15 protein-coding genes are annotated in these 18,824 nt (G+C 71.1%); 7 read left to right on the top strand and 8 right to left on the bottom strand.

Translation table 11 applies throughout. The annotated features are described in order from the left end of the window. Window positions 1–21 precede the first annotated feature (21 nt). The gene (locus DV20_RS36605; RefSeq protein ID WP_043787941.1) at window positions 22–2,403 is read right to left on the bottom strand and encodes a ricin-type beta-trefoil lectin domain protein; all 2,382 of its coding nucleotides are present in this window, start codon (window positions 2,401–2,403) and stop codon (window positions 22–24) included. 434 nt (window positions 2,404–2,837) lie between these two features. On the opposite strand from DV20_RS36605, the gene DV20_RS36610 reads away from it, so the two are divergent. Further along, the gene (locus DV20_RS36610) at window positions 2,838–4,190 is read left to right on the top strand and encodes a glycoside hydrolase family 6 protein (protein WP_043787942.1); all 1,353 of its coding nucleotides are present in this window, start codon (window positions 2,838–2,840) and stop codon (window positions 4,188–4,190) included. On the opposite strand, the gene DV20_RS36615 is transcribed toward DV20_RS36610, so the two are convergent. After that, window positions 4,178–4,738 carry a membrane protein gene (locus DV20_RS36615; protein ID WP_043787943.1) on the bottom strand — a complete coding sequence of 187 codons (561 nt, stop codon included), beginning with the start codon at window positions 4,736–4,738 and terminating at the stop codon, window positions 4,178–4,180. The genes DV20_RS36610 and DV20_RS36615 overlap by 13 nt on opposite strands. Before the next feature lie 125 nt (window positions 4,739–4,863). On the opposite strand from DV20_RS36615, the gene DV20_RS36620 reads away from it, so the two are divergent. Next, window positions 4,864–5,457 carry a TetR/AcrR family transcriptional regulator gene (locus tag DV20_RS36620; protein ID WP_043787944.1) on the top strand — a complete coding sequence of 198 codons (594 nt, stop codon included), beginning with the start codon at window positions 4,864–4,866 and terminating at the stop codon, window positions 5,455–5,457. Between the two features lie 68 nt (window positions 5,458–5,525). Further along, complete coding sequence (locus DV20_RS36625) at window positions 5,526–6,176, top strand: DUF4230 domain-containing protein (RefSeq protein ID WP_200876570.1); 651 nt, start codon at window positions 5,526–5,528, stop codon at window positions 6,174–6,176. 42 nt (window positions 6,177–6,218) lie between these two features. On the opposite strand, the gene DV20_RS36630 is transcribed toward DV20_RS36625, so the two are convergent. Then, window positions 6,219–8,552 carry a beta-L-arabinofuranosidase domain-containing protein gene (locus tag DV20_RS36630; protein WP_043787945.1) on the bottom strand — a complete coding sequence of 778 codons (2,334 nt, stop codon included), beginning with the start codon at window positions 8,550–8,552 and terminating at the stop codon, window positions 6,219–6,221. Window positions 8,553–8,844: 292 nt separating this feature from the next. Between DV20_RS36630 and DV20_RS36635 the strand changes: the two genes are divergently transcribed. Together DV20_RS36635 and DV20_RS36640 are read left to right on the top strand one after the other, a co-directional pair. Beyond that, window positions 8,845–10,206 (top strand): RICIN domain-containing protein, encoded by a 1,362-nt coding sequence (locus DV20_RS36635; RefSeq protein ID WP_043787946.1) that lies wholly within the window; start codon window positions 8,845–8,847, stop codon window positions 10,204–10,206. A 14-nt stretch (window positions 10,207–10,220) separates the two neighbouring features. Further along, the gene (locus tag DV20_RS36640) at window positions 10,221–13,070 is read left to right on the top strand and encodes a glycosyl hydrolase family 95 catalytic domain-containing protein (protein WP_043787948.1); all 2,850 of its coding nucleotides are present in this window, start codon (window positions 10,221–10,223) and stop codon (window positions 13,068–13,070) included. Window positions 13,071–13,144: 74 nt separating this feature from the next. On the opposite strand, the gene DV20_RS36645 is transcribed toward DV20_RS36640, so the two are convergent. From DV20_RS36645 to DV20_RS36655, 3 genes are all read right to left on the bottom strand, one after another. Continuing rightward, entirely contained in the window at window positions 13,145–13,726 is a 582-nt protein-coding gene (locus tag DV20_RS36645; RefSeq protein WP_043787949.1) for a TetR/AcrR family transcriptional regulator, read from the bottom strand. Then, entirely contained in the window at window positions 13,723–14,460 is a 738-nt protein-coding gene (locus DV20_RS36650) for an alpha/beta hydrolase (RefSeq protein WP_043787950.1), read from the bottom strand. The genes DV20_RS36645 and DV20_RS36650 overlap by 4 nt, the downstream gene beginning before the upstream one ends. A 70-nt stretch (window positions 14,461–14,530) precedes the next feature. After that, the gene (locus DV20_RS36655) at window positions 14,531–15,361 is read right to left on the bottom strand and encodes a LysR family transcriptional regulator (protein ID WP_043787951.1); all 831 of its coding nucleotides are present in this window, start codon (window positions 15,359–15,361) and stop codon (window positions 14,531–14,533) included. Window positions 15,362–15,457: 96 nt separating this feature from the next. Here DV20_RS36655 and DV20_RS36660 point away from each other — a divergent pair, with 96 nt between their 5' ends. Together DV20_RS36660 and DV20_RS36665 are read left to right on the top strand one after the other, a co-directional pair. After that, complete coding sequence (locus tag DV20_RS36660; RefSeq protein WP_043787952.1) at window positions 15,458–16,300, top strand: TIGR03620 family F420-dependent LLM class oxidoreductase; 843 nt, start codon at window positions 15,458–15,460, stop codon at window positions 16,298–16,300. A gap of 3 nt (window positions 16,301–16,303) precedes the next feature. Beyond that, window positions 16,304–16,510, top strand: coding sequence for a hypothetical protein (locus DV20_RS36665; RefSeq protein ID WP_043787953.1), 207 nt, complete (start codon window positions 16,304–16,306; stop codon window positions 16,508–16,510). A 2-nt stretch (window positions 16,511–16,512) separates the two neighbouring features. Here the strand turns inward: DV20_RS36665 and DV20_RS36670 are convergent, their stop codons facing one another. Beyond that, the gene (locus tag DV20_RS36670; RefSeq protein WP_043787954.1) at window positions 16,513–17,688 is read right to left on the bottom strand and encodes an acyl-CoA dehydrogenase family protein; all 1,176 of its coding nucleotides are present in this window, start codon (window positions 17,686–17,688) and stop codon (window positions 16,513–16,515) included. Next, window positions 17,685–18,815 carry a dimethylsulfone monooxygenase SfnG gene (gene sfnG / locus DV20_RS36675; RefSeq protein WP_043787955.1) on the bottom strand — a complete coding sequence of 377 codons (1,131 nt, stop codon included), beginning with the start codon at window positions 18,813–18,815 and terminating at the stop codon, window positions 17,685–17,687. Before sfnG ends, DV20_RS36670 begins: the two co-directional genes overlap by 4 nt. Window positions 18,816–18,824 lie beyond the last annotated feature (9 nt).

An 18,824-nucleotide genomic window follows, 5' to 3' on the forward strand; every position in this document is an offset into this window, starting at 1 on the left:
CTCCGTCCGGACGGGATGCGGCTAGCTCCGCGTCCACTTCTGGCTGGTGCCGCCGGTGCAGGCCTGCAACGTCACCGGCGTGCTGTTGCCGGTCCCGTTCGGGGTCAGGCACAGTCCTGATTGGACACCGGTGATCGTCCCGTCGGCGGCGGCGTTCCACTGCTGGTTGGTGCCGCCGGTGCAGTCCCAGATGATCGCCCGGGTGCCCGCCGTGGTCGCCGCTCCCTCCGCGTCGAGGCACTTGCTGCCGTACACCTGGATCTGCTTGCCCGACGTGAGCGTCCACTGCTGGTTGCTCCCGCCGTTGCAGTCCCACAGCGTCACCTGGGTGCCGTTGGTCTGGGACACGTTCGGGACGTCGAGGCAGCGGCCGGCCCCGGTGTTGCGCAGCACCGACGTCGACCCGCCGCCCGAGCCCGCGACGCTGAGGTTGTCGAACTGCGCGGTCTCCCCCACGCTCGTGCCGATGCCGACCTGGCCGGCCGGGAACGTGCTGTCGGTGACCGTGCCGACCACGGTGCCGTCGACGGAGGCGGTGATGGTGCTGCCGGAGAAACCCAGCGACAGCTTGTGCCAGCTGCCGGTGCCGAGCGCGGTCGTCGTGCCGGTGCGCAGGGTCGTGTTCTGCTGGCTGGTGTTGTTGCGCCGGATCGACCAGGCGCCGTTGTCACTCACCCGGAAGTAGTACGCGTTCAGGGCGCCCTGGTTGCCCGTGTCCTGCGAGCCGGCCCGGCCGAGCAGCTCGACGTACCCGGACTTCTCCAGCAGCACGTCCGTGCTGAGCGTGTAGTTGCTCCAGGCCACGTTGCCCAGTAGCGCGTAGGGATCGACGAACTTCTTCCAGGGGATCGTCTTCTGCGTCGCGGACTGGCGCACGCAGGTGCCCGCGCGCCCGGCGCCGCAGGCCGAGGTCTCGAAGGCGCCTTCCATGTCCATCAGGTACTTGGCTTCCTTGCCCTTCGCGTACGCCTCGAAGTCGTCGCTGTAGGGCAGGTTCAGCGAACCCTGCGGCGGGCTCGTGGCCGTGCCCTTGCCCTGTCCGGTGGTGGTCGTGATCGAGTAGAGGTAGCCGGGCTGGACGGTCAGGGAGTAGGCCCCGCCGGACGGCGTGATGTCGGTGCTGTGCACGAAGTGGTCGGCCGGGTTGTTCGAGTTGAGGTTGGTCGCCCACACGTGCACCTGGCCGGCGGACAGGCCCCCGGTGACGTTGAGGTTCAGCGTCTGGGCCGACGTGGCGTCCATCGTCTCGATGATCGTGCTGTAGTCGGTGTTGTTCGGCGACTTCAGCGAAACGTAGCTGCCGTTGCCGCGGTTGCCGCCGAGGTAGCCGCTGGAGGCGTCGAGGTACTTCCAGCCGGGCGCGGTGAACTGCGTCGTGTGCGCCAGCGCCCAGGAGTCCTTGCCGACCGCGTAGTAGCCAGACCACGGCTGGTTGGCGAGGATCAGCCCCACGGTCGGCCACGGGATGTTCGGCGTGACGGCGGCGATCAGGTCCCAGTTGAGGTAGGCGGTCATCTTGCCGTCGAGGTAGACGCGGTTGATCCCGCGGGCCAGCGGCTTGGCGCCGTCGTTGTAGTCCTGGGAGCCGTTTTCGCTGGACCACAACGTCTTCCCGGTGTTCGTGACGTTCGCCGGGACACTGCAGGAGGTCTGCGCGCTGAGGTAGCCGCAGGTGTAGTGGGCGCTCAGCACGTCGGTCGCGTTGCGGTAGGCCGTGTTCGTCGAGATGGCGCTCGCGGGGCCCCAGTCGCCCGGCCACGAGTCACCGGAGATGACCTTGATCGCGCTGTACCCGTTGGCGTTGAGCGCGTTGCGGAGGGTGACGGTCCAGTCGGCGCTCCACTGCTTCTCGTTCTGGACGCTCGTGAGGTAGTCGATGGTCAGCCCGTGCTGCTTGGCGCACCCCAGCCACGACAGGTAGTAGTCCGTGAGGTCGTTGGAGAAGAACGTGCCGTTGCCGATCCAGCCCGGCGCACCCCAGGGCAGGCCCACCAGCTTGATGCCGGGGTTGCGCAGTTTCGCCTGTTCCATGATCCACCACTCGTACCCGCGGTTGCAGTCGAGGTCGCCGCGGAAGTGGGCGTGACTGGGCTCCGCGCCACTGGTGGAGTTGGTGTCGCCGCCCATCTCCACCTTGAGGATCTGCAGGGCGGCCCCGTAGCCCGGCTTGAACAGGTAGTCGAGGATCTGGCCGCGCTGCGGCTCGGGGTAGTCGATCAGCAGGCGGCTGTTGCCCCCGCCGCCGCTGACCGCGCCGACGCCGTCGAACGTGCGGCCGCCCGAACCGCCGTTGATCGTGATCGAGGTGGCGGCCTGGGCCGGCGCCGCGGCGACGACACCGCCCGCCACGGCCAGGACGGCCGCGGCGATCGCGGCGGCCGCGGTTCTCGCGCTCCGGAGCATGGTTCCTCACTTCCGACGAAGGCGGCGCCCGGCGAAACTCTCGGGCCTGCCGGCGAAACAATCGGTCGATCAGCGAAGGGGGAAACCGCGCGGGAGAACCCCATCTTCGTCGACGGCGAACACGCTGGGCGTTAACGCTAACAGCACGCTGGCCACCGAACAACTGCCGCCGCGAAGCTACCGCCGCACTTTACGAAACAACGCGATCGCCGTCGCACCGGACGACGATCACCGCAGTTCACGGGCCTTTCGCGGCCGCGCGCCCGTCCTCCGCGCGAATGTAAGTTTCGGAACGGCGAGCGGGCAGAACACCCGGAGCCCCTTTCCCGGGCCGCCGTCCCGGGCTACAGTCACCGATTGCTGGGAGCGCTCCCAGTGGCCGGTTCCGGCGCCACCTCGTCGTTCGAAGGAGAATGTGCATGCGCAGCAGGACAGTGGCCGCCGGTGGCCTCGCCGCGGTGGCCGTGACCGGCGTCGTGGCCACGACCACGTGGGCCGGCGCGGCAGCCGCCGCCTCGGCCTACTACGCCGACCCCGGCACCAACGCGGCCAAGTGGGTCGCGGCGAACCCCGGCGACTCCCGCGCCGCGGTCATCCGCGACCGCATCGCCGCGGTACCGCAGGCGCGGTGGTTCACCACCACGAACACGTCCACCGTGCGCGGCGAAGTGGACGCCTACACCAGCGCCGCGGCCGCCGCGGGCAAGATCCCGATCATGGTCGTCTACGACATCCCCAACCGCGACTGCGGCGGCGCGAGCAGCGGCGGGGCGCCGTCCCACGACGCCTACCGGGCCTGGATCGACCAGGTGGCGGCCGGCTTGGCGGGCCGGCCCGCGGCCATCGTGCTCGAACCCGACGTGCTCCCGCAGATGACGAACTGCCAGAACAGCGACCAGCAGCGCCAGACCACGGCGTCGATGGCGTACGCGGGCAAGAAGCTGAAGGCCGGCTCCTCGCAGGCGAAGGTGTACTTCGACATCGGGCACTCCGCCTGGCTCTCCCCCGCCGACGCCGCCTCGCGGCTGCGGGCCGCCGACATCTCCAACAGCGCCGACGGCATCTCCACCAACGTCTCCAACTACCGCTCGACCTCCGACGAGGTCGCTTACGACAAGGCGATCCTCAACCAGCTGGGTGATTCGCGGCTGAAGGCCGTGATCGACACGAGCCGCAACGGCAACGGCCCGCAGGGCAGCGAATGGTGCGACCCCGGCGGCCGCGCGATCGGCACCCCGAGCACCAACCAGACCGGCGACGCCCAGATCGACGCGTTCCTGTGGGTCAAGCCGCCGGGCGAGGCGGACGGCTGCATCGCCACGGCCGGCCAGTTCGTGCCGCAGCGGGCCTACGACCTGGCCATCGCGGCCGGGCCGATCCAGACCACCACCCCGACGACGCCGACCACACCGACGACGCCGACGACCCCCACCACGCCGACCACGCCGACCACCACCACGACCCCGCAGCCGACCGGCGGCTGCAAGGTCACGCACCGGGTGGTCAGCAGCTGGCCGACCGGCTACACCGGCGAGATCGTCATCGAGAACGACGGCGCGATCATCAGCGGCTGGACGCTGACGTTCTCCGCCCCCGGGGTGACCGTCACCCAGGGTTGGAACGGGACCTGGAGCGACACCGGCGACACCGTCAAGGTGACCAACGCGTCGTGGAACGGCAGCCTGAGCTCGGGCGAGACCACCACGCTCGGCTACAACGCGACCTACAACGGGGGCACCCCGCCGCCGTTCCTGCAGCCGGCGCTCAACGGGATCTACTGCGGCTGAACCCCACGCTGCCGGCCCAGCCGCAGCGCGGAGACGAGGAAGAAGACGCCGCCCAGCGTGGCGTACCCGGCCAGTGCCGTCAGTGACGCACCGTCCTTTGTGGCCTGCAGGAGGAACGAAGTACCGGCCACGACGGAGATCGCGCCACTGAGGATCATCGGCCACTGGCCGCCGAGGCCACGCCGGGCGACGCCGACGACGAGCTGGACCACGCCGGCCACGATCGCCCAGGTGCCCCACACCCGCAGCACCCCGGGGATCCCGGACGAGGCGGCGACGGCCAGGCCGCCGGCGGCGAGCAGGCTGATCGCGACGTTCGCGTAGAGCGCCGCGATCGGCCTGCCCGTCTTCGCCGAACGCGCGTCGAGCACGGCGGCGAGCACGTCGAACAGCGGGTACAGCACCAGCAACGCGATGCTGACCGGACCGAGACTCGACGCCGTCGCGAAGAGCAGGCCCGCCCAGACGAGGGCGAACGCGAACCGGACGAAGTAGAGCCGGCGCAGGGGTTCCGCGAGGCCGGCGGCCGGAGCGGTGTTCGTGGTCATGGACTCTCCTGGGTAGATAGAACGATCTGTCTCGTTGGCGACTATGGCAGCGCCCCGGCATCGCCGTCAAGACCGACCGTTCTATCTGCTAGGCTCGGCACGAGCGATCCGGGAGGTGGACGTCGGTGTCCGAAGCACGAGCACGGCTGCTGAGCTCGGCGAGCCGGCTGTTCTACACCGAAGGCCTGCACTCGGTCGGCATCGACCGGGTCATCGCCGACGCGGGCGTCACCCGGGCCACGCTCTACCGGCACTTCCCCAGCAAGGACGACCTCCTGGTCGCGTACCTGACCGAAGCGGACCAGCTCATCCGCACCCAGGTGGCGGCCGCGCGGTCGGGTTCGGCGGGCGGCTCGCCCGGCGACGCCGTCCGGGCGGTGGCCGCGACGATCGCCGACGGCATCTCCTCCCCCGGGTTCCGGGGCTGCGCGTTCCTCAACGCCGCCGCGGAATACCCGGACCCCGCCCACCCGGTGCACCGGGCCGTCCTCGCGCACCGGCAGTGGTTCCTGGACACCGTCACGGAGCTGCTCGCCGCGACGGGCGAACCCGACCCGGAGCCGGCGGCGCAGCACTTCGTCATGCTCCGCGACGGCGCCATGGCCGCGGGCTGCCTCACCGACCCGGCGCCGATCTGCGCCACGTTCCTCCGCGGCGTGGAAGGAATCTTGAGCCACCGGGGCGCGCCCGCGACGGCCGGCGGCCGGCGCCGGAAGTGAACCAGCCCGCCCGGGCCGGCACCGCACCGCTCGGTTGAGCGCGCCACCGCGTGGGTATTCCTGCCGGTATGGGTGCTTGGGGCAAACGGCTCGTCGCGTTGGCCGTGGCCGTGGTGGTTCTCGTCGCCGCGGTCCTCGTCGCTTCGGCGGTGCACCTGTTGCCCCAATGGCGCAACCCGTTCGCCCAGCAGACCGAAGAGCACTCCGGCCCGGTGCTGCTGCAGTCGATCGTGGAGCTCTCCCGCTACGAGGCGGCCAGCGGCTCGTTCCAGGTGGTCGTCGACATCAGCACCAGCTCCGCCCTGCCCAAGTTCCTCGTGGGCAGCGACACCCTGTTCATCGGAGTCGGCACGGACAACGCGTACGTGGACTTCTCGGGGCTGAAGGGGGACGCGGTCCAGGTCTCCGAAGACCGCCAGTCCGCCTCGATCAGGCTGGGACACGCGCAACTGGAGCCGGCGACGCTGGACGTGCACGAGTCCCATGTGTACGCCCGGCAGCAGGGCCTCTTCACCCGGATCAACGAGTTCCTCGGCGGGAACCCCAACTCGCAGCAGGCGCTGTACGAGCTCGCCCAGAAGCAGATCCAGGCCGCGGCCGCGAAGAGCTCGCTGGTGGCCGACGCCGAGCGGAACACCCGGACGATGCTGACCGGATTGCTGCAGTCGCTGGGCTACAAAAACATCACCGTCACCTACGCCGACCGCGATCCCGGCTGATGACCGGCCGGCGCCGCACCGCGACGCCGGCCGGTGTCCGGGTCAGCCGTTGCGCACGAGGCGCCACCGGTTGGCCGCCGCGCCGTTGTCGGGGCCCTGCAAGGCGTAGGCCCCGGCCGAGGTGGAACCGTTCTCGATGGTCAGCAGCTTCCCGCTGTTGACGTTGCGGATCTTCGACGTCCCGTCGCCCTGGTCGACCAACGTCCAGCGGTGGTCGGCGGTGCCGTTGTCCGACCACTGCAGGACGCGGGCGTTGTCCGCCGTCGACATGTCCTGGACACCGAGCACCTTGCCGCTGTTGGCGTTGCGGAACCGGACGGCGCTGCCGTCGGTGATCAGTTCCCAGTTGTGGTCCGCGGTGCCGCTGTCCGACCACTGGAGCGCGCGGCCGCCGTCGGCGGTGGACATGTTCTCGATGCCCAGCACCAGCCCGGTGCCCGCGTTGACCAGCCGGTAGGTCGTCCCGCCGGAACCGCTGGTGTTCCAGTAGACCGTGTAGTTGAAGCCCTGGGCGTCGTAGAAGGGGACGAGGCTGACCGCGGAACCGTTCGCGGTCGCGCTGAAGGTGAGCGCGCTGCTGCTGGTCCGGGTGACCGAGGCCGCGTTCAGCGACGGCAGGGCGCTCAGCGTGCTGCTGCCGTAGTTGCCGGCCAGGACCACCGGGCCGTAGGTGACCGCCGCGACGTTCGCGTTGTCGTTGGCCGCCTTCAGCGCGACCTTCATCGGCAGCCGGACCGTGACCGTGTCGCCGGAGGCCCAGGACCGCGACAGGGTGGCGTAGCTGCCGGGTGTCGTGGTGACGTTCTGCGCGACACCGTTGACGCTGATGGTCGCCCCGGCGGCCCAGGCCGGGATGCGGATGCGCATCGCCCAGGTCCCGCTGACGCTGCCGGTCACGGTCAGCGTGGTGGTGTCACTGGCCGGATAGGACGTCGTCTGGGTGACGGTGATCCCGCGCTGGGTCCAGGTGAGCACCGAGGGCAGGAACAGGTTCACGATCAGCGTGGTGTCGCTGTAGAAGTAGATCGAGTCCGCCAGCTTCGTCTGGGTTTCCAGCCCGGTGCCCTGGCAGCACCAGAACGAGTTGTAGTCGGTGCTCCACGTGCCACCGCCCCAGGCCGGGCCGAGGCCGCGGCGGCCGCCCGGGTTGAGCGAGCTGAAGTAGGTGATGTGCCCGTGGCTGTCGGCCGGGTTCTGCTGGCCGATCATCTGGTTGAGCAGCGCCCGCTCGTAGTAGTCGGCCAGGTCGGCGCGGTCCGGGTACAGGGCGATCAGTTCCCGGGTCAGCTTGAGCATGTTGTAGGTGTTGCAGCTCTCGCAGGTGTCCTGGTTGAGGTACCCGGCGATGGCGTTGGGCGCGCGGAAGTGTTCGGCCTGGCTGTTGCCGCCGATGGCGTAGGTGTGCGCGCCGACGGTGATGTTCCACGCGTTGGTGGCGATGTCGCGGTACCGGGTGGTGCCGGTCGCCTTGTACTCGCGGGCGGCCCCGATCCACTTGGGGACCTGCGTGTTGGCGTGCAGCCCGTTGAGCTGGTCCCGGTTGGCGGCCAGGGGGTCGAACACGGCGGCGTGGTCGAACCGCTGCGCGACGGTCAGCCACCGGGCGTCGCCGGTGTACTGGTAGAGGTCGGTCAGCACCGCGTTCATCCCGCCGAACTCGGTGTTCAGCACCGACTGCATCTGGCTGTAGGAGAGCCGGGCGGTGCGCCGGTCGACCCACGCCGCCAGGTTCAGCAGCACGTCGCGGGCCTGGGTGCTGTCGAGGTAGCGCCACACGTCGAGCAGGCCGGCCATGGTCTTGTGGACGCAGTAGTAGGGCACGTTCCCGTTCGACAACCGCCCGGCTTCGAGGTTGTCGAAGTCGGACTCCGGGAATCCGGACAGGTACCCGGCGGCGAATCCGGCGGCGCCGTTGTTCGCCTGGCACTTGGCGAGTTCGGCCACCATGGTCGTGGCCTTGTCCCGGCACGTGGTGTCCCCGGCGACGGCCCACAGCTGGGCCCACGCGGTCAGGAAGTGCCCTTGCATGTGGCTGCGGAACGGGAAGCTCGGCGCGTCCCAGCCCCCGTTGGCGGCCGCGCCGTTCGTGGACAGCCGGTGGTTGGCCCGGAAGACGTACAGCAGCCGGTTGACGTCGACGAACCGCAGGTAGTTCTGCGTCCGGTTCTGGTTGTCCAGCCACCGGCTCGCGGTCAGGCGCACCTGGCCGAGTTCGAAGGGGTACGCGGACACTCCCGCGTCGGGGCGGACCGGCCCGGTCGCCGCGGCGGCCGCCGAAGCGGCGGGCGCCCAGCCGACGGCGGATCCGGCCGCGGAGGCGATGGCGGTGGCTCCGGCGGCTTGCAGCAGTCGCCGGCGGCTGATGGAGGAGGGCACCGGGTTCTCCGTTCGTCAGTGGACAGGGAACGCGCGACGATGTTAGCGCTAACAAGCATTTCTGTCACCCCACTCCCGACCGCGAACTTCCGCGAGGACGGGCGACCGGCGAACCGGCCGCCTCCCAGCCCCGCCGGGAATGGTTTCGCGGAAATTCAACAAATTCATTTCCGGAGCCGCGGGCCGGAACTGAAAGTTTCAGTTGCGCTGGACGCCCCTTCGAAATCCGTGCTACAACGCCAATATCCTCGAGCAGCCGTCTCGAGGATTTCCCGTCGGCCGGAGGGTTCGCATGCCCGGGCACCGATCACCGTTCCGCACTCTCGTGACCACCGCGCTGCTCGTGCTGGCCGTCGGCGGCGCTCCCCCGGCCGCCGCCGCGGCCCCGGTGACCACCGCGGCCGCCACGCCGAGTGCCGGGTGCGGCAAGAACCCCACGCTCACCAGCGGTAAACGGACGATCCAGAGCAACGGCAAGAGCCGCAGCTTCATCCTGAAGATCCCCGACACCTACGACAACAGCACTCCGCACCGGCTGGCCTTCGGCTTCCACTGGCTCGGCGGCACCGCCGAGCAGGTCGCCTCGGGCGGCACCGACGGTTACGCCTGGGCCTATTACGGCATGCAGTCCCAGTCCGGCAACTCCACGATCTTCGTGGCGCCGCAGGGCCTCAACAACGGCTGGGGCAATTCCGGCGGCGAAGACGTGACCTTCACCGACGACATGGTCCGGCTGATCGAGAACGACCTCTGCGTCGACACGACGCAGCTGTTCTCGGTGGGCTTCAGCTACGGCGGCGCGATGAGCTACGCGCTCGCGTGCGCCAGGGCGACGGTCTTCCGCGCCGTCGCGGCGATCGCCGCCCCCGGCGCGATCAGCGGGTGCAGCGGCGGCACCCAGCCGATCGCCTACCTCGGGATCCACGGCGTGTCGGACAACATCGGCGCCGGCCGCGGCCTGCGGGACACCTTCGTCCGGAACAACGGCTGCACCCCGCAGAACGCTCCCGAGCCCGCCGCGGGCAGCAAAACCCACTACCTCACCGTCTATTCGGGCTGCCGCACCGGTTACCCGGTGGTCTGGGCCCCGTTCGACGGCGGTCACCAGCAGGGCCCGGTGGACGGCTGCACCGGCTGCGAAAGCGGCGCGCGGAGCTGGACGAAGACCGAGATCTGGAAGTTCTTCAGCCAGTTCGGCAGTGGCGACCCCGATCCGCCCGCCCCGCCGGTGCAGGTCGGCGTGAACTACTCCCTCGTGGCCGCGCACAGCGGCAAGGCGGCGGACATCAACGGGGCGTCCACCGCGGCGGGTGCCGCGTTGATCCAGTGGGCCCCGCACACCGCGGCGAACCAGCAGTTCGACTTCCTGGCCACCACCGACGGGTACTACCGGATCCGGGCCCGGCACAGCGGCCTGGTCCTGCAGGTCGCGAGCACCGCCGCCGGCGCGGACATCACGCAGCAGCCGGACACCGGCGCGACGGCCCAGCAGTGGCGCGTCACCGACCAGGGCGGCGGCGCGGTGAGTCTGGTCAACCGGGCCAGCGGCCTCGCCATGGACGTCTGGGGTGCCTCGACCGCCGACGGGGCCCGGATCTCCCAGTACGCCGCCTCCGGCGGTGCCAACCAGCGGTTCCAGCTCCAGCGCGCCTGAGATCGGAGAACGACATGCCCGACCTGACCCGACGGCAGGCGATGCGGCTGGGGGCCGCGCTGGTGCCCCTCGCGTGGACGGCGACCGCACGGGTCGCCTCCGCCGCGCCCGCGGACGTCCGCGCGGTGAACGACCTCGCGCTCTGGTACGACAAGCCGGCCGGCACCGAATGGCTGCGTGCGCTGCCGATCGGCAACGGCAGGCTGGGCGCCATGGTGTTCGGCAACACCGACACCGAACGCCTGCAGCTCAACGAGGACACGGTCTGGGCGGGCGGCCCGCACGACTACAGCAACACCCAGGGCGCGGCGGCGCTGGCGCAGATCCGCCAGCTGGTGTTCTCGAACCAGTGGACGCAGGCGCAGTCCCTGATCGACCAGAAGATGCTCGGCTCCCCCGCCGCGCAGCAGCCGTACCAGCCCGTCGGCACCCTGAGCCTCGCGCTGGCCGGCGGGAGCGGGGCGTCGTCGTACCAGCGGTGGCTCGACCTGACCACCGCCACGACGGTCGCCACCTACGTCGCGAACAACGTGCGGTACCGGCGTGAAGCGTTCGCCAGCGCCGTGGACCAGGTGATCGTCCTGCGGCTGACGGCCGAGACACCCGGCTCGATCTCGTTCTCGGCGTCGCTGGGCACCCCGCAGCGGGCGTCGGCGTCCAGCCCGAACGGCACCACCATCGCGCTCGACGGCGTTTCGAGCGACAGCCGGGGCATCGCCGGTTCGGTCCGGTTCCTCGCCCTGGTCAGCGCGACCACCGAAGGCGGGACCACCAGCAGCTCCGGCGGCACGCTGCGGGTGTCCGGCGCCAACGCCGTGACGCTGTTCATCTCGGTCGGCACCAGTTACGTCGACTACCGCACGGTGAACGGGGACTACCAGGGCATCGCGCGGTCGAGACTGGCCGCCGCCCAGGCGCTCTCCTACGACACCCTGCGCAGCCGGCACGTGGCCGACTACCAGAAGCTGTTCGGGCGGACCACCCTCGACCTCGGCCGGACCTCGGCGGCCGACCAGCCGACCGACGTCCGGATCGCCCAGCACAACAGCGTCAACGACCCGCAGTTCGCGGCCCTGCTCTTCCAGTTCGGCCGCTACCTGCTGATCTCCTCGTCGCGGCCGGGCACCCAGCCGGCCAACCTGCAGGGCATCTGGAACGACCAGCTGAACCCGTCGTGGGAGTCGAAGTACACGCTCAACGCCAACCTGCCGATGAACTACTGGCCGGCCGACGTCACCAACCTGGCCGAGTGCTACGAACCGGTGTTCGCCATGATCTCCGACCTCGCGGTCACCGGGGCCCGCACCGCGCAGGTGGAGTACGGCGCCCGCGGCTGGGTCACCCACCACAACACCGACGGGTGGCGCGGATCCTCCATTGTGGACTTCGCGCAGGCCGGCATGTGGCAGACCGGCGGGGCCTGGCTCGCCACCATGATCTGGGACCACTACCGGTTCACCGGCGACGTCGCCTTCCTGCGCGCCCGCTACCCGCTGCTGAAGGGCGCCGCCCAGTTCTTCCTCGACACCCTGGTGACCGAACCGTCGCTGGGCTACCTGGTCACCAACCCGTCGAACTCGCCCGAGCTGAACCACCACACGAACGCGTCCGTGTGCGCGGGGCCGACGATGGACATGCAGATCCTGCGCGACCTGTTCGACGGCTGCGCCGGCGCGTGCCAGGTGCTGGGCGTGGACGCCGCCTTCGCCGACCAGGTCAGGGCGGCGCGCCAGCGGCTGGCGCCGATGAAGGTCGGCTCGCGCGGGAACATCCAGGAATGGCTCTACGACTGGGTGGAGACCGAGCGGACCCACCGGCACATCTCGCACCTGTACGGGCTGTACCCGAGCAACCAGATCAGCAAGCGCGGCACGCCCCAGCTGTTCACCGCGGCCCGCCGGACCCTGGAACTGCGCGGCGACGACGGCACCGGCTGGTCACTGGCCTGGAAGATCAACTACTGGGCCCGGATGGAGGAGGGCGCCAAGGCGCACGACCTGCTCCGGCTCCTGGTGCGCACGGACCGCTTGGCGCCCAACATGTTCGACCTGCACCCGCCGTTCCAGATCGACGGCAACTTCGGCGCGACGTCCGGCATCGCGGAACTGCTGCTGCACAGCCACAACGGCGAGCTGCACGTGCTGCCGGCGCTGCCGCCCGCCTGGCCGTCCGGCCGCGTCACGGGCCTGCGCGGCCGCGGCGGCTACACGGTCGGGGCGGCCTGGAGCAGCGGCGCGGCGACGGAGCTGACCATCACGCCGGACCGCGACGGCGAGGTCAAGGTCCGCAGCCGGCTGTTCGCCGCGACCTACGAAGTGCTCGACACCACGAGCGGCACCCCGGTGCAGCCGGTGTCCGTCGAGGCCGACCTGGTCCGTTTCATCGGCCAGGCGGGCCACACCTACCGCGCCACCGCCCTCGGCGGGCCGCCGCCGGTGGTGGAACCCGGGGTGAACTACCGGCTCGTCGCGCAGCACAGCGGCAAATCGGCCGACATCAACGGCGGCTCGACCGCGGCCGGCGCGGCCCTGATCCAGTGGACGGCCACCAGCGGGCTCAACCAGCAGTTCGACTTCCTGCCCTCCGACGGCGGCTACCACCGCATCCGGTCGCGCATCAGCGGCCTGGTGCTCCAGGTCGCCTCCACCGCCACCGGGGCGGACATCACCCAGCAACCGGACACCGGCGCGACGACCCAGCAGTGGCAGGTGACCGACCAGGGCGGCGGCGTGGTGAGCCTGGTCAACCGCGCCAGCGGCCTCGCCATGGACGTGTGGAGCGCTTCGACGGCCGACGGCGCCCGCATTTCGCAGTGGACGGTGACCGGGGCCACCAACCAGCGTTTCCTGCTCCAGCGGTTGTGAGATCCGCCGAGTCGGCGCGGCCGGGTTCGGACCACACCAGTGGATCGAGCCCGGCCGGGCGCCCGAGACCGGACCTAGGTGCGACGCAGGCCGTTGACCAGGAGCTTCACCAGGTGACGTGCGTCGTAGCGGGCGGCGGTCCCGGCGCCGGCGCAGAGGCTGCCGACCCCGCGCATCAGCTCGTAGGCGTCCTGGCCCGGGACGATCTCGCCGGCCGCCGCGGCCGCGTCCAGCAGCTGGGTGCACACCGGGCCGAGGCGTTCGAGGAAGTAGGTGTGCAGCGGGTCGTAGCAGGGTTCGTCGGACTGCAGCACCGACGCCAGGCCCTGCTTGGTGATGACGAAGTCGACGAACCGGTCGATCCACTTCACCAGCGCCCGGTGCGGTCCCGGCTCGCCGGCGAGCAGGGCGGGACCGGCTTCGGCGAGGGCTTCGACCTGCAGCCGGTACACCGCGAGGATCAGGTCGGCCCGGGTCGGGTAGTGGCGGTAGATGGTCGCCGTGCCCACCCCGGCCCGGGCGGCGATCTCCCGGATCGGCGCTTCGACGCCGGAGGTCACGAACACCGCGGCCGCGGCCTCGAGGACGTTCCCGGCGTTGCGCCGCGCGTCGGCGCGCTGCGGCGCTTTGCCTGCCGCCGTCCGGGCTTCGCTCACGACCGCATGCTACCGGCCCCCACCGGCTCCCCGACGTCCAGCAGCAGCCCGGCCAGCTCGTCCGGCGCGGTGATCATGCAGTCGTGCCCGGCGGCCAGCTCCCGCACGTCCGCGGGTTCGCCGTTCGGCTGCCGCGGGGGCACCGGGCGCCGGTCGAACCCGTCCGGCTTCACGGTGCAGTGGATGTGCGTGCGCGGGATCGCGGCGGCGGCCGGGTTGTCCAGGGCGACCGGCTCTTCGAGGCACCGGGCCGACTGGTCGGACAGCATGGTCCGCAGCCACGCGATGTCGCCGGGCTCAGTGACGCCGAACAGGCCGAAGGGCGCGGGCAGCTCGGGCAGCGGCGGGACCCGCCAGCCGGTGCCGAGCATGCTGCGGGGGATCGGCATGACGTCGAACCCGTTCTCCCCGTGCACCGGCACCATCGCGTCGAGGAACACCAGCCGCGCGATCCGCTCCGGCACCTCGTTGGCCACCGCGGAGATGACCAGGCCGGCGTAGCTGTGCCCGACCAGGACGACGTCGTGCAGGTCCGCCTCCACCAGCAGCCGCACGACGTCGGCGGTGTGCGTGCGGAGCCCGACCTCGGGGGTCAGCAGGTGCTTCGTCTCGCCGTAGCCGGTGAGCGTCGGGGTGAACACCGGCCGCCCGCTCGCCGCCAGCCGCGGCACGACCCGCGCCCAGGCCTGCCCGGTGTGCCAGGCGCCGTGGACCAGCACGTAGGTGATCGACATGAAGAGCTCCTTAAGTGGGACGCTGTCCCGGTTGACCATACGGGACAGCGTCCCACTTAGTCGCGACGGGTCAGCCCCCGAAGGCGGCGAGGTGGGCGGCGGCGCAGGAACACGGCAGGCCGAGCGGCACGACGACGCTGCCGGTGATCGTCAGCGGCGGCGTCAGGGGGATCGCCCGCACCCGGGCCGAGCGGATCTCAGCCACCTGGTCCGCGGGCAGCACGGTCCAGCTGCGCGGATCCGATCCGACCTCGACGACGGTGTCCCGGGCCGGTCCCGCCGGGCGCCCCGGGCGCGCCTCGATCCCGGCTTCCCGCAGGACGGCCGCTTCGCCCGCCGGGATCCGCAGCTCGTCACCGGCCAGCTCGCCGACGCCGACGGCGGTGCGGCCGGCGGCGGGGTGCCGCGCCGACACGACCGCGAACAACGGCTCCGACCAGGCCGGGAGCACCCGGAGCCCCGGTGCCGCCCGCACTCCCCTGGCCAGCGCCAGGTCTGCGTCACCCTGCCGCACGGCGTTCAGGCGCGCGGTCAGCGGCAGGTCGACGAGCACGACGTCGAAGCCGGGGGCCCGCTCGCGCAGTGCGTCGATCCCCCGCTCCAGCCGGGCGGCGAACTGCCCGGTGCCCGTCCCGATGCGCATCACGCCCGCCCGCGCCGAGGCCCGGACCCGGTCGGCGGCGGCGAGCGCCTCCCGCGCCGTGCCGAGCACGCGCCGCCCGGCGTCGGTGAGCCGGACCCGGCGCGGCGAGCGGTCGAACAGCCGGACGCCCAGTTCGCGTTCCAGCCGGGCGATCTGCCTGCTGACCGCCGGCTGGGCTATGTGCAGCCGCTCGGCGGCCCGGCCGAAGTGCAGCTCCTCCGCGACCGTGACGAAGTACCGCAACGCCCGCAGTTCCACCGGCCCGCCTCCCCTGCTGCGACGATGCCGCCACGGTATCGCTGCCCGTGCCCTTCGGGGCTGGTTCCCGCGGGGCGGGACTGGTGCACTCGCCGCATGGATCTCGGACTGCTCGGCGCCCACCTGCGCGACCACCAAGTGACCCCGGACCGGGCCGTCGCCCTCGAACGCGCCGGCTACGGCACGCTCTGGCTGGACGCCTCGCCCCCGGCCGGGCTGGAGCTCGCCGACGAGCTGCTCGACGCCACCACGCGGCTGGTGGTCGGGACGAGCGTGGTGAACGCGTGGACCGCCGACGCGGTCACCGTGGCCGCCTCCTACCGGCGGATCGAGGCGCGCCACCCCGGCCGGTTCCTGCTCGGCGTGGGGATCGGGCACCGCGAAGTGCACGCGGAATACACGTCCCCGTACCGCACGCTGGTGTCCTATCTGGACGCTCTGGCCCGGGGCGGCGTGCCCGCCGGGCGGATCGTGCTGGCCGCGCTCGGGCCGCGGATGCTGGGGCTGGCCGGCGAGCGCACCGCCGGGACCGTCCCGGGCATGACCACCGCCGAGCACACCCGGCGGGCCCGGGCGGCCCTCGGCGCGGGCAAGCTGGTGCTGCCGGGCCACTTCGCCCTGGTCGAACCCGACCCCGGGCGGGCGCGGGCGATCGCCCGGTCCGCGCCACCCGGAACCGCGCTGGGCGTGACGAACTACGCGCGCAACCTCCGGCGGCTGGGCTACACCGCCGAGGACCTCGCCGACGCCGGCAGTGACCGCCTGATCGACGCGCTCGTCGCGCACGGCACCGCGGCCGCCGTCGCCACGGGTCTGGGCGCCCACCTCGACGCGGGCGCCGACCAGGTCGGCGTCCACCCCCTCGGCGACGATCCGGTAGCCACCCTGCTGGCGGTCGCCGAAGCCGTGCTCACGCCGGAGCGGCTCGCCACCCGTTGATCGGTGAACCGCCGCCCGGCCGGCGGTTCACCACAATCGCCGAAGTCGCTGTCGTTCGCCACGTTCAGCGCCGGCACGGTGGCCGCCGGACTGCTGGCCGCCGTGGGCCGCGGCGAGGTGGACGCCGTTGTCCACGACGTGCTGCCGGCCACGCTCGCCCTCCGGGCGCTCGAGGCCGGCGCGGTGTCCGGCCGGCTCGTCCCGGCGTGACCTCAGGTGTACCAGGTCGGCGTCGGGTACTCGCCGAGCAGGGCGTACGCCCCCACCTCGCGGCGCTTGTAGGGCAGCGGGTCGTGCAGCGAGTGCGTCCGCAGGTTGCGCCAGAACCGGTCCAGGCCGTACTTCGACGCGCTCGCCCGGGCCCCGGTCAGCTCGAAGATCTTCGTCCCGATCTCCAGGCCGGTGTCCACCGCCCGCTGTTTCGCGGCGGCGATGAGCACCGCCACCTCGCCGCGCGCTTCGGGCGTCAGCTCTTCGCGCGGGGCGTGCAGCACGCGGGAGATCGCGGTGCCCGCCTTGTCCACCAGGGCCTCCGCCGCCCACAGCTTGGCCTGCAGGTCGCCGTAGCCCTCGAGGATGTACCACTCCTCCGACGCGGCCTGCTTGTCGTCGCCGCCGTACGGCCAGGCGCGGGTGTGCTCGCGCGTGTAGGCGAGCGCGGTCTCCAGCGCGCCCTGCGCGATGCCGAGGTAGAAGTTGGCGAAGACGAGCTGGATGGCCGGGACGTTGAGGGTGTTGTAGACCAGCGGCCGGAACCGGCGGTCGACGTACCCGGCCGCCGACTCCCACGGCACCCGGACCCCGGAGATCGTCACGCTGCCGGATTCGGTGAGCCGCTGGCCGATGTTGTCCCAGTCGTCGTGGAAGGTGATGCCCTCCTGCTGCGACGGGACGATCGCGAAGATGTGGTCGTCGGTCCCCTCCAGGACGCCTTCCAGCACGGTCAGGTCCGAGACCTTGCCCCCGGTCGAGAACGACTTGTGCCCGTGGTAGACCAGCGAATCGCCGTCTTCGGTGATGGTCAGGTCGGCGTCACGCGGGTTCACCGCGCCGCCGAAGAACAGGTTGCCCGTCGTGTACAGCTCTTCGACCGCCGCCACCTGGGCGTCGGTGGCCACCAGGCGCGCCGCCCACGCCCACAGGTAGTGGTAGCCGAGCAGCTGCCCGATCGAGCCGTCGGCCTTGGCGATCTCGCGGATCACCCGGTACGCGGTTTCCCAGGTCTGCCCGCCACCGCCGTGCTCGGCCGGGCCGAGGAGGGTGACCAGGCCGTTGTCCTTCAACAGCCGGACTTCCTGGTACGGGGTCTCGCCCCGGCGGTCGCGCTCGACGGCGTCGACGGCGAGCTTGGCGGCGACTTCGCGCGCGCGTTCGATCCAGTCGGTCATGCTCGGCTCCCCACGGGTTCGGGCGTCGCGGCGCTGTGGTCGATGTCCTTTTCGAGTTCGCGGACGATCGGCAGGACGTGCTTGCCGAAGTACTCGACGTCCTCCTGGAAGTGCAGGAAACCGAGCAGCAGCAGGCTCGCGCCGCGGCGCTTGTACTCGATGGCGCGTTCGGCGATCTGTTCCGGGGTGCCGATGAGCCGGGTGCGGAAGCCGTCGTTGTACTGGACGAGGTCGGCGAACTCCGAATCCGCCCACATGCCCTTCTTGTCCGCCGTGGCGTTGCCGGCCTGCTGCACCGCGGACCGGAACCCCTCCACCGCCGCCACATTGGCCTTGGCGACGATTTCGCGCAGCACGTCCCGCGCTTCGGCTTCGGTTTCGCGGGCGATCACGAAACCGTTCAGGCCGAACCGGACCGCGTGGTCGTTTTCGGCGGCGTAGCCGCGGACCTCGGCCACCTGCTCGCTGAACCCGTCGTAATCCTTGCCGTTGCTGAAGTACCAGTCCGAAACGCGGCCTGCCAGCTTGCGCGCGGCCGTGGAGTTCCCGCCCTGGAAGATCTCCGGATGCGGACGTCCCTCGCCCGATCGCGGCTTGGGCTTGATGTCGAAATCGTGGATCCGGTAGAAGTCGCCGGAGAACTCGGCGTGGTCGTTCGTCCACAGTTCCTTGAGCACCCGGATGAACTCCTCGGACCGGCGGTACCGCTCGTCGTGCTCCAGCCAGGGTTCGCCGAGCCCGGTGAACTCGTCCTTGAACCAGCCGCTGACGACGTTCACCGCGGCGCGGCCGCCGGACAGCTCGTCCGCGCTCGCGATGAACTTCGCCAGCACACCCGGGTGCCACAACCCGGGGTGCACGGCCGCGATGACCTTCAGCCGCTGCGTCGCCAGCAGCAGCGCGAGGCTGAAACCGGTCGATTCGTGTTGGTAGGCGGCGCCGTAACTGGCGGTGTAGCGCACCTGCGTGAGGGCGTATTCGAACCCGTTGTTCTCGGCGATGACCGCGAGATCCCGGTTGTATTCGTACCCCCAGTCGGTGCGCTGTTCGATGTCACTGGTGACGAGCCCGCCGCTGACGTTCGGCACCCAATACGCGAATTTCAAAGGTTCGTGGAGCTGGGTCATGATCGGAGA

Origin of the sequence: Amycolatopsis rifamycinica, from assembly GCF_000695625.1 — a bacterium.
GTDB classification, from domain to species: Bacteria; Actinomycetota; Actinomycetes; order Mycobacteriales; family Pseudonocardiaceae; genus Amycolatopsis; species Amycolatopsis rifamycinica.

Coding starts and splice junctions, on each gene's coding strand:
- DV20_RS36625 (WP_200876570.1), top strand. CDS start 5,526: ATGGGTGCTTGGGGCAAACGGCTCGTCGCGTTGGCCGTGGCCGTGGTG.
- DV20_RS36650 (WP_043787950.1), bottom strand. CDS start 14,460: ATGTCGATCACCTACGTGCTGGTCCACGGCGCCTGGCACACCGGGCAG.
- DV20_RS36670 (WP_043787954.1), bottom strand. CDS start 17,688: ATGACCGACTGGATCGAACGCGCGCGCGAAGTCGCCGCCAAGCTCGCC.
- DV20_RS36615 (WP_043787943.1), bottom strand. CDS start 4,738: ATGACCACGAACACCGCTCCGGCCGCCGGCCTCGCGGAACCCCTGCGC.
- sfnG (WP_043787955.1), bottom strand. CDS start 18,815: ATGACCCAGCTCCACGAACCTTTGAAATTCGCGTATTGGGTGCCGAAC.
- DV20_RS36635 (WP_043787946.1), top strand. CDS start 8,845: ATGCCCGGGCACCGATCACCGTTCCGCACTCTCGTGACCACCGCGCTG.
- DV20_RS36660 (WP_043787952.1), top strand. CDS start 15,458: ATGGATCTCGGACTGCTCGGCGCCCACCTGCGCGACCACCAAGTGACC.
- DV20_RS36605 (WP_043787941.1), bottom strand. CDS start 2,403: ATGCTCCGGAGCGCGAGAACCGCGGCCGCCGCGATCGCCGCGGCCGTC.
- DV20_RS36640 (WP_043787948.1), top strand. CDS start 10,221: ATGCCCGACCTGACCCGACGGCAGGCGATGCGGCTGGGGGCCGCGCTG.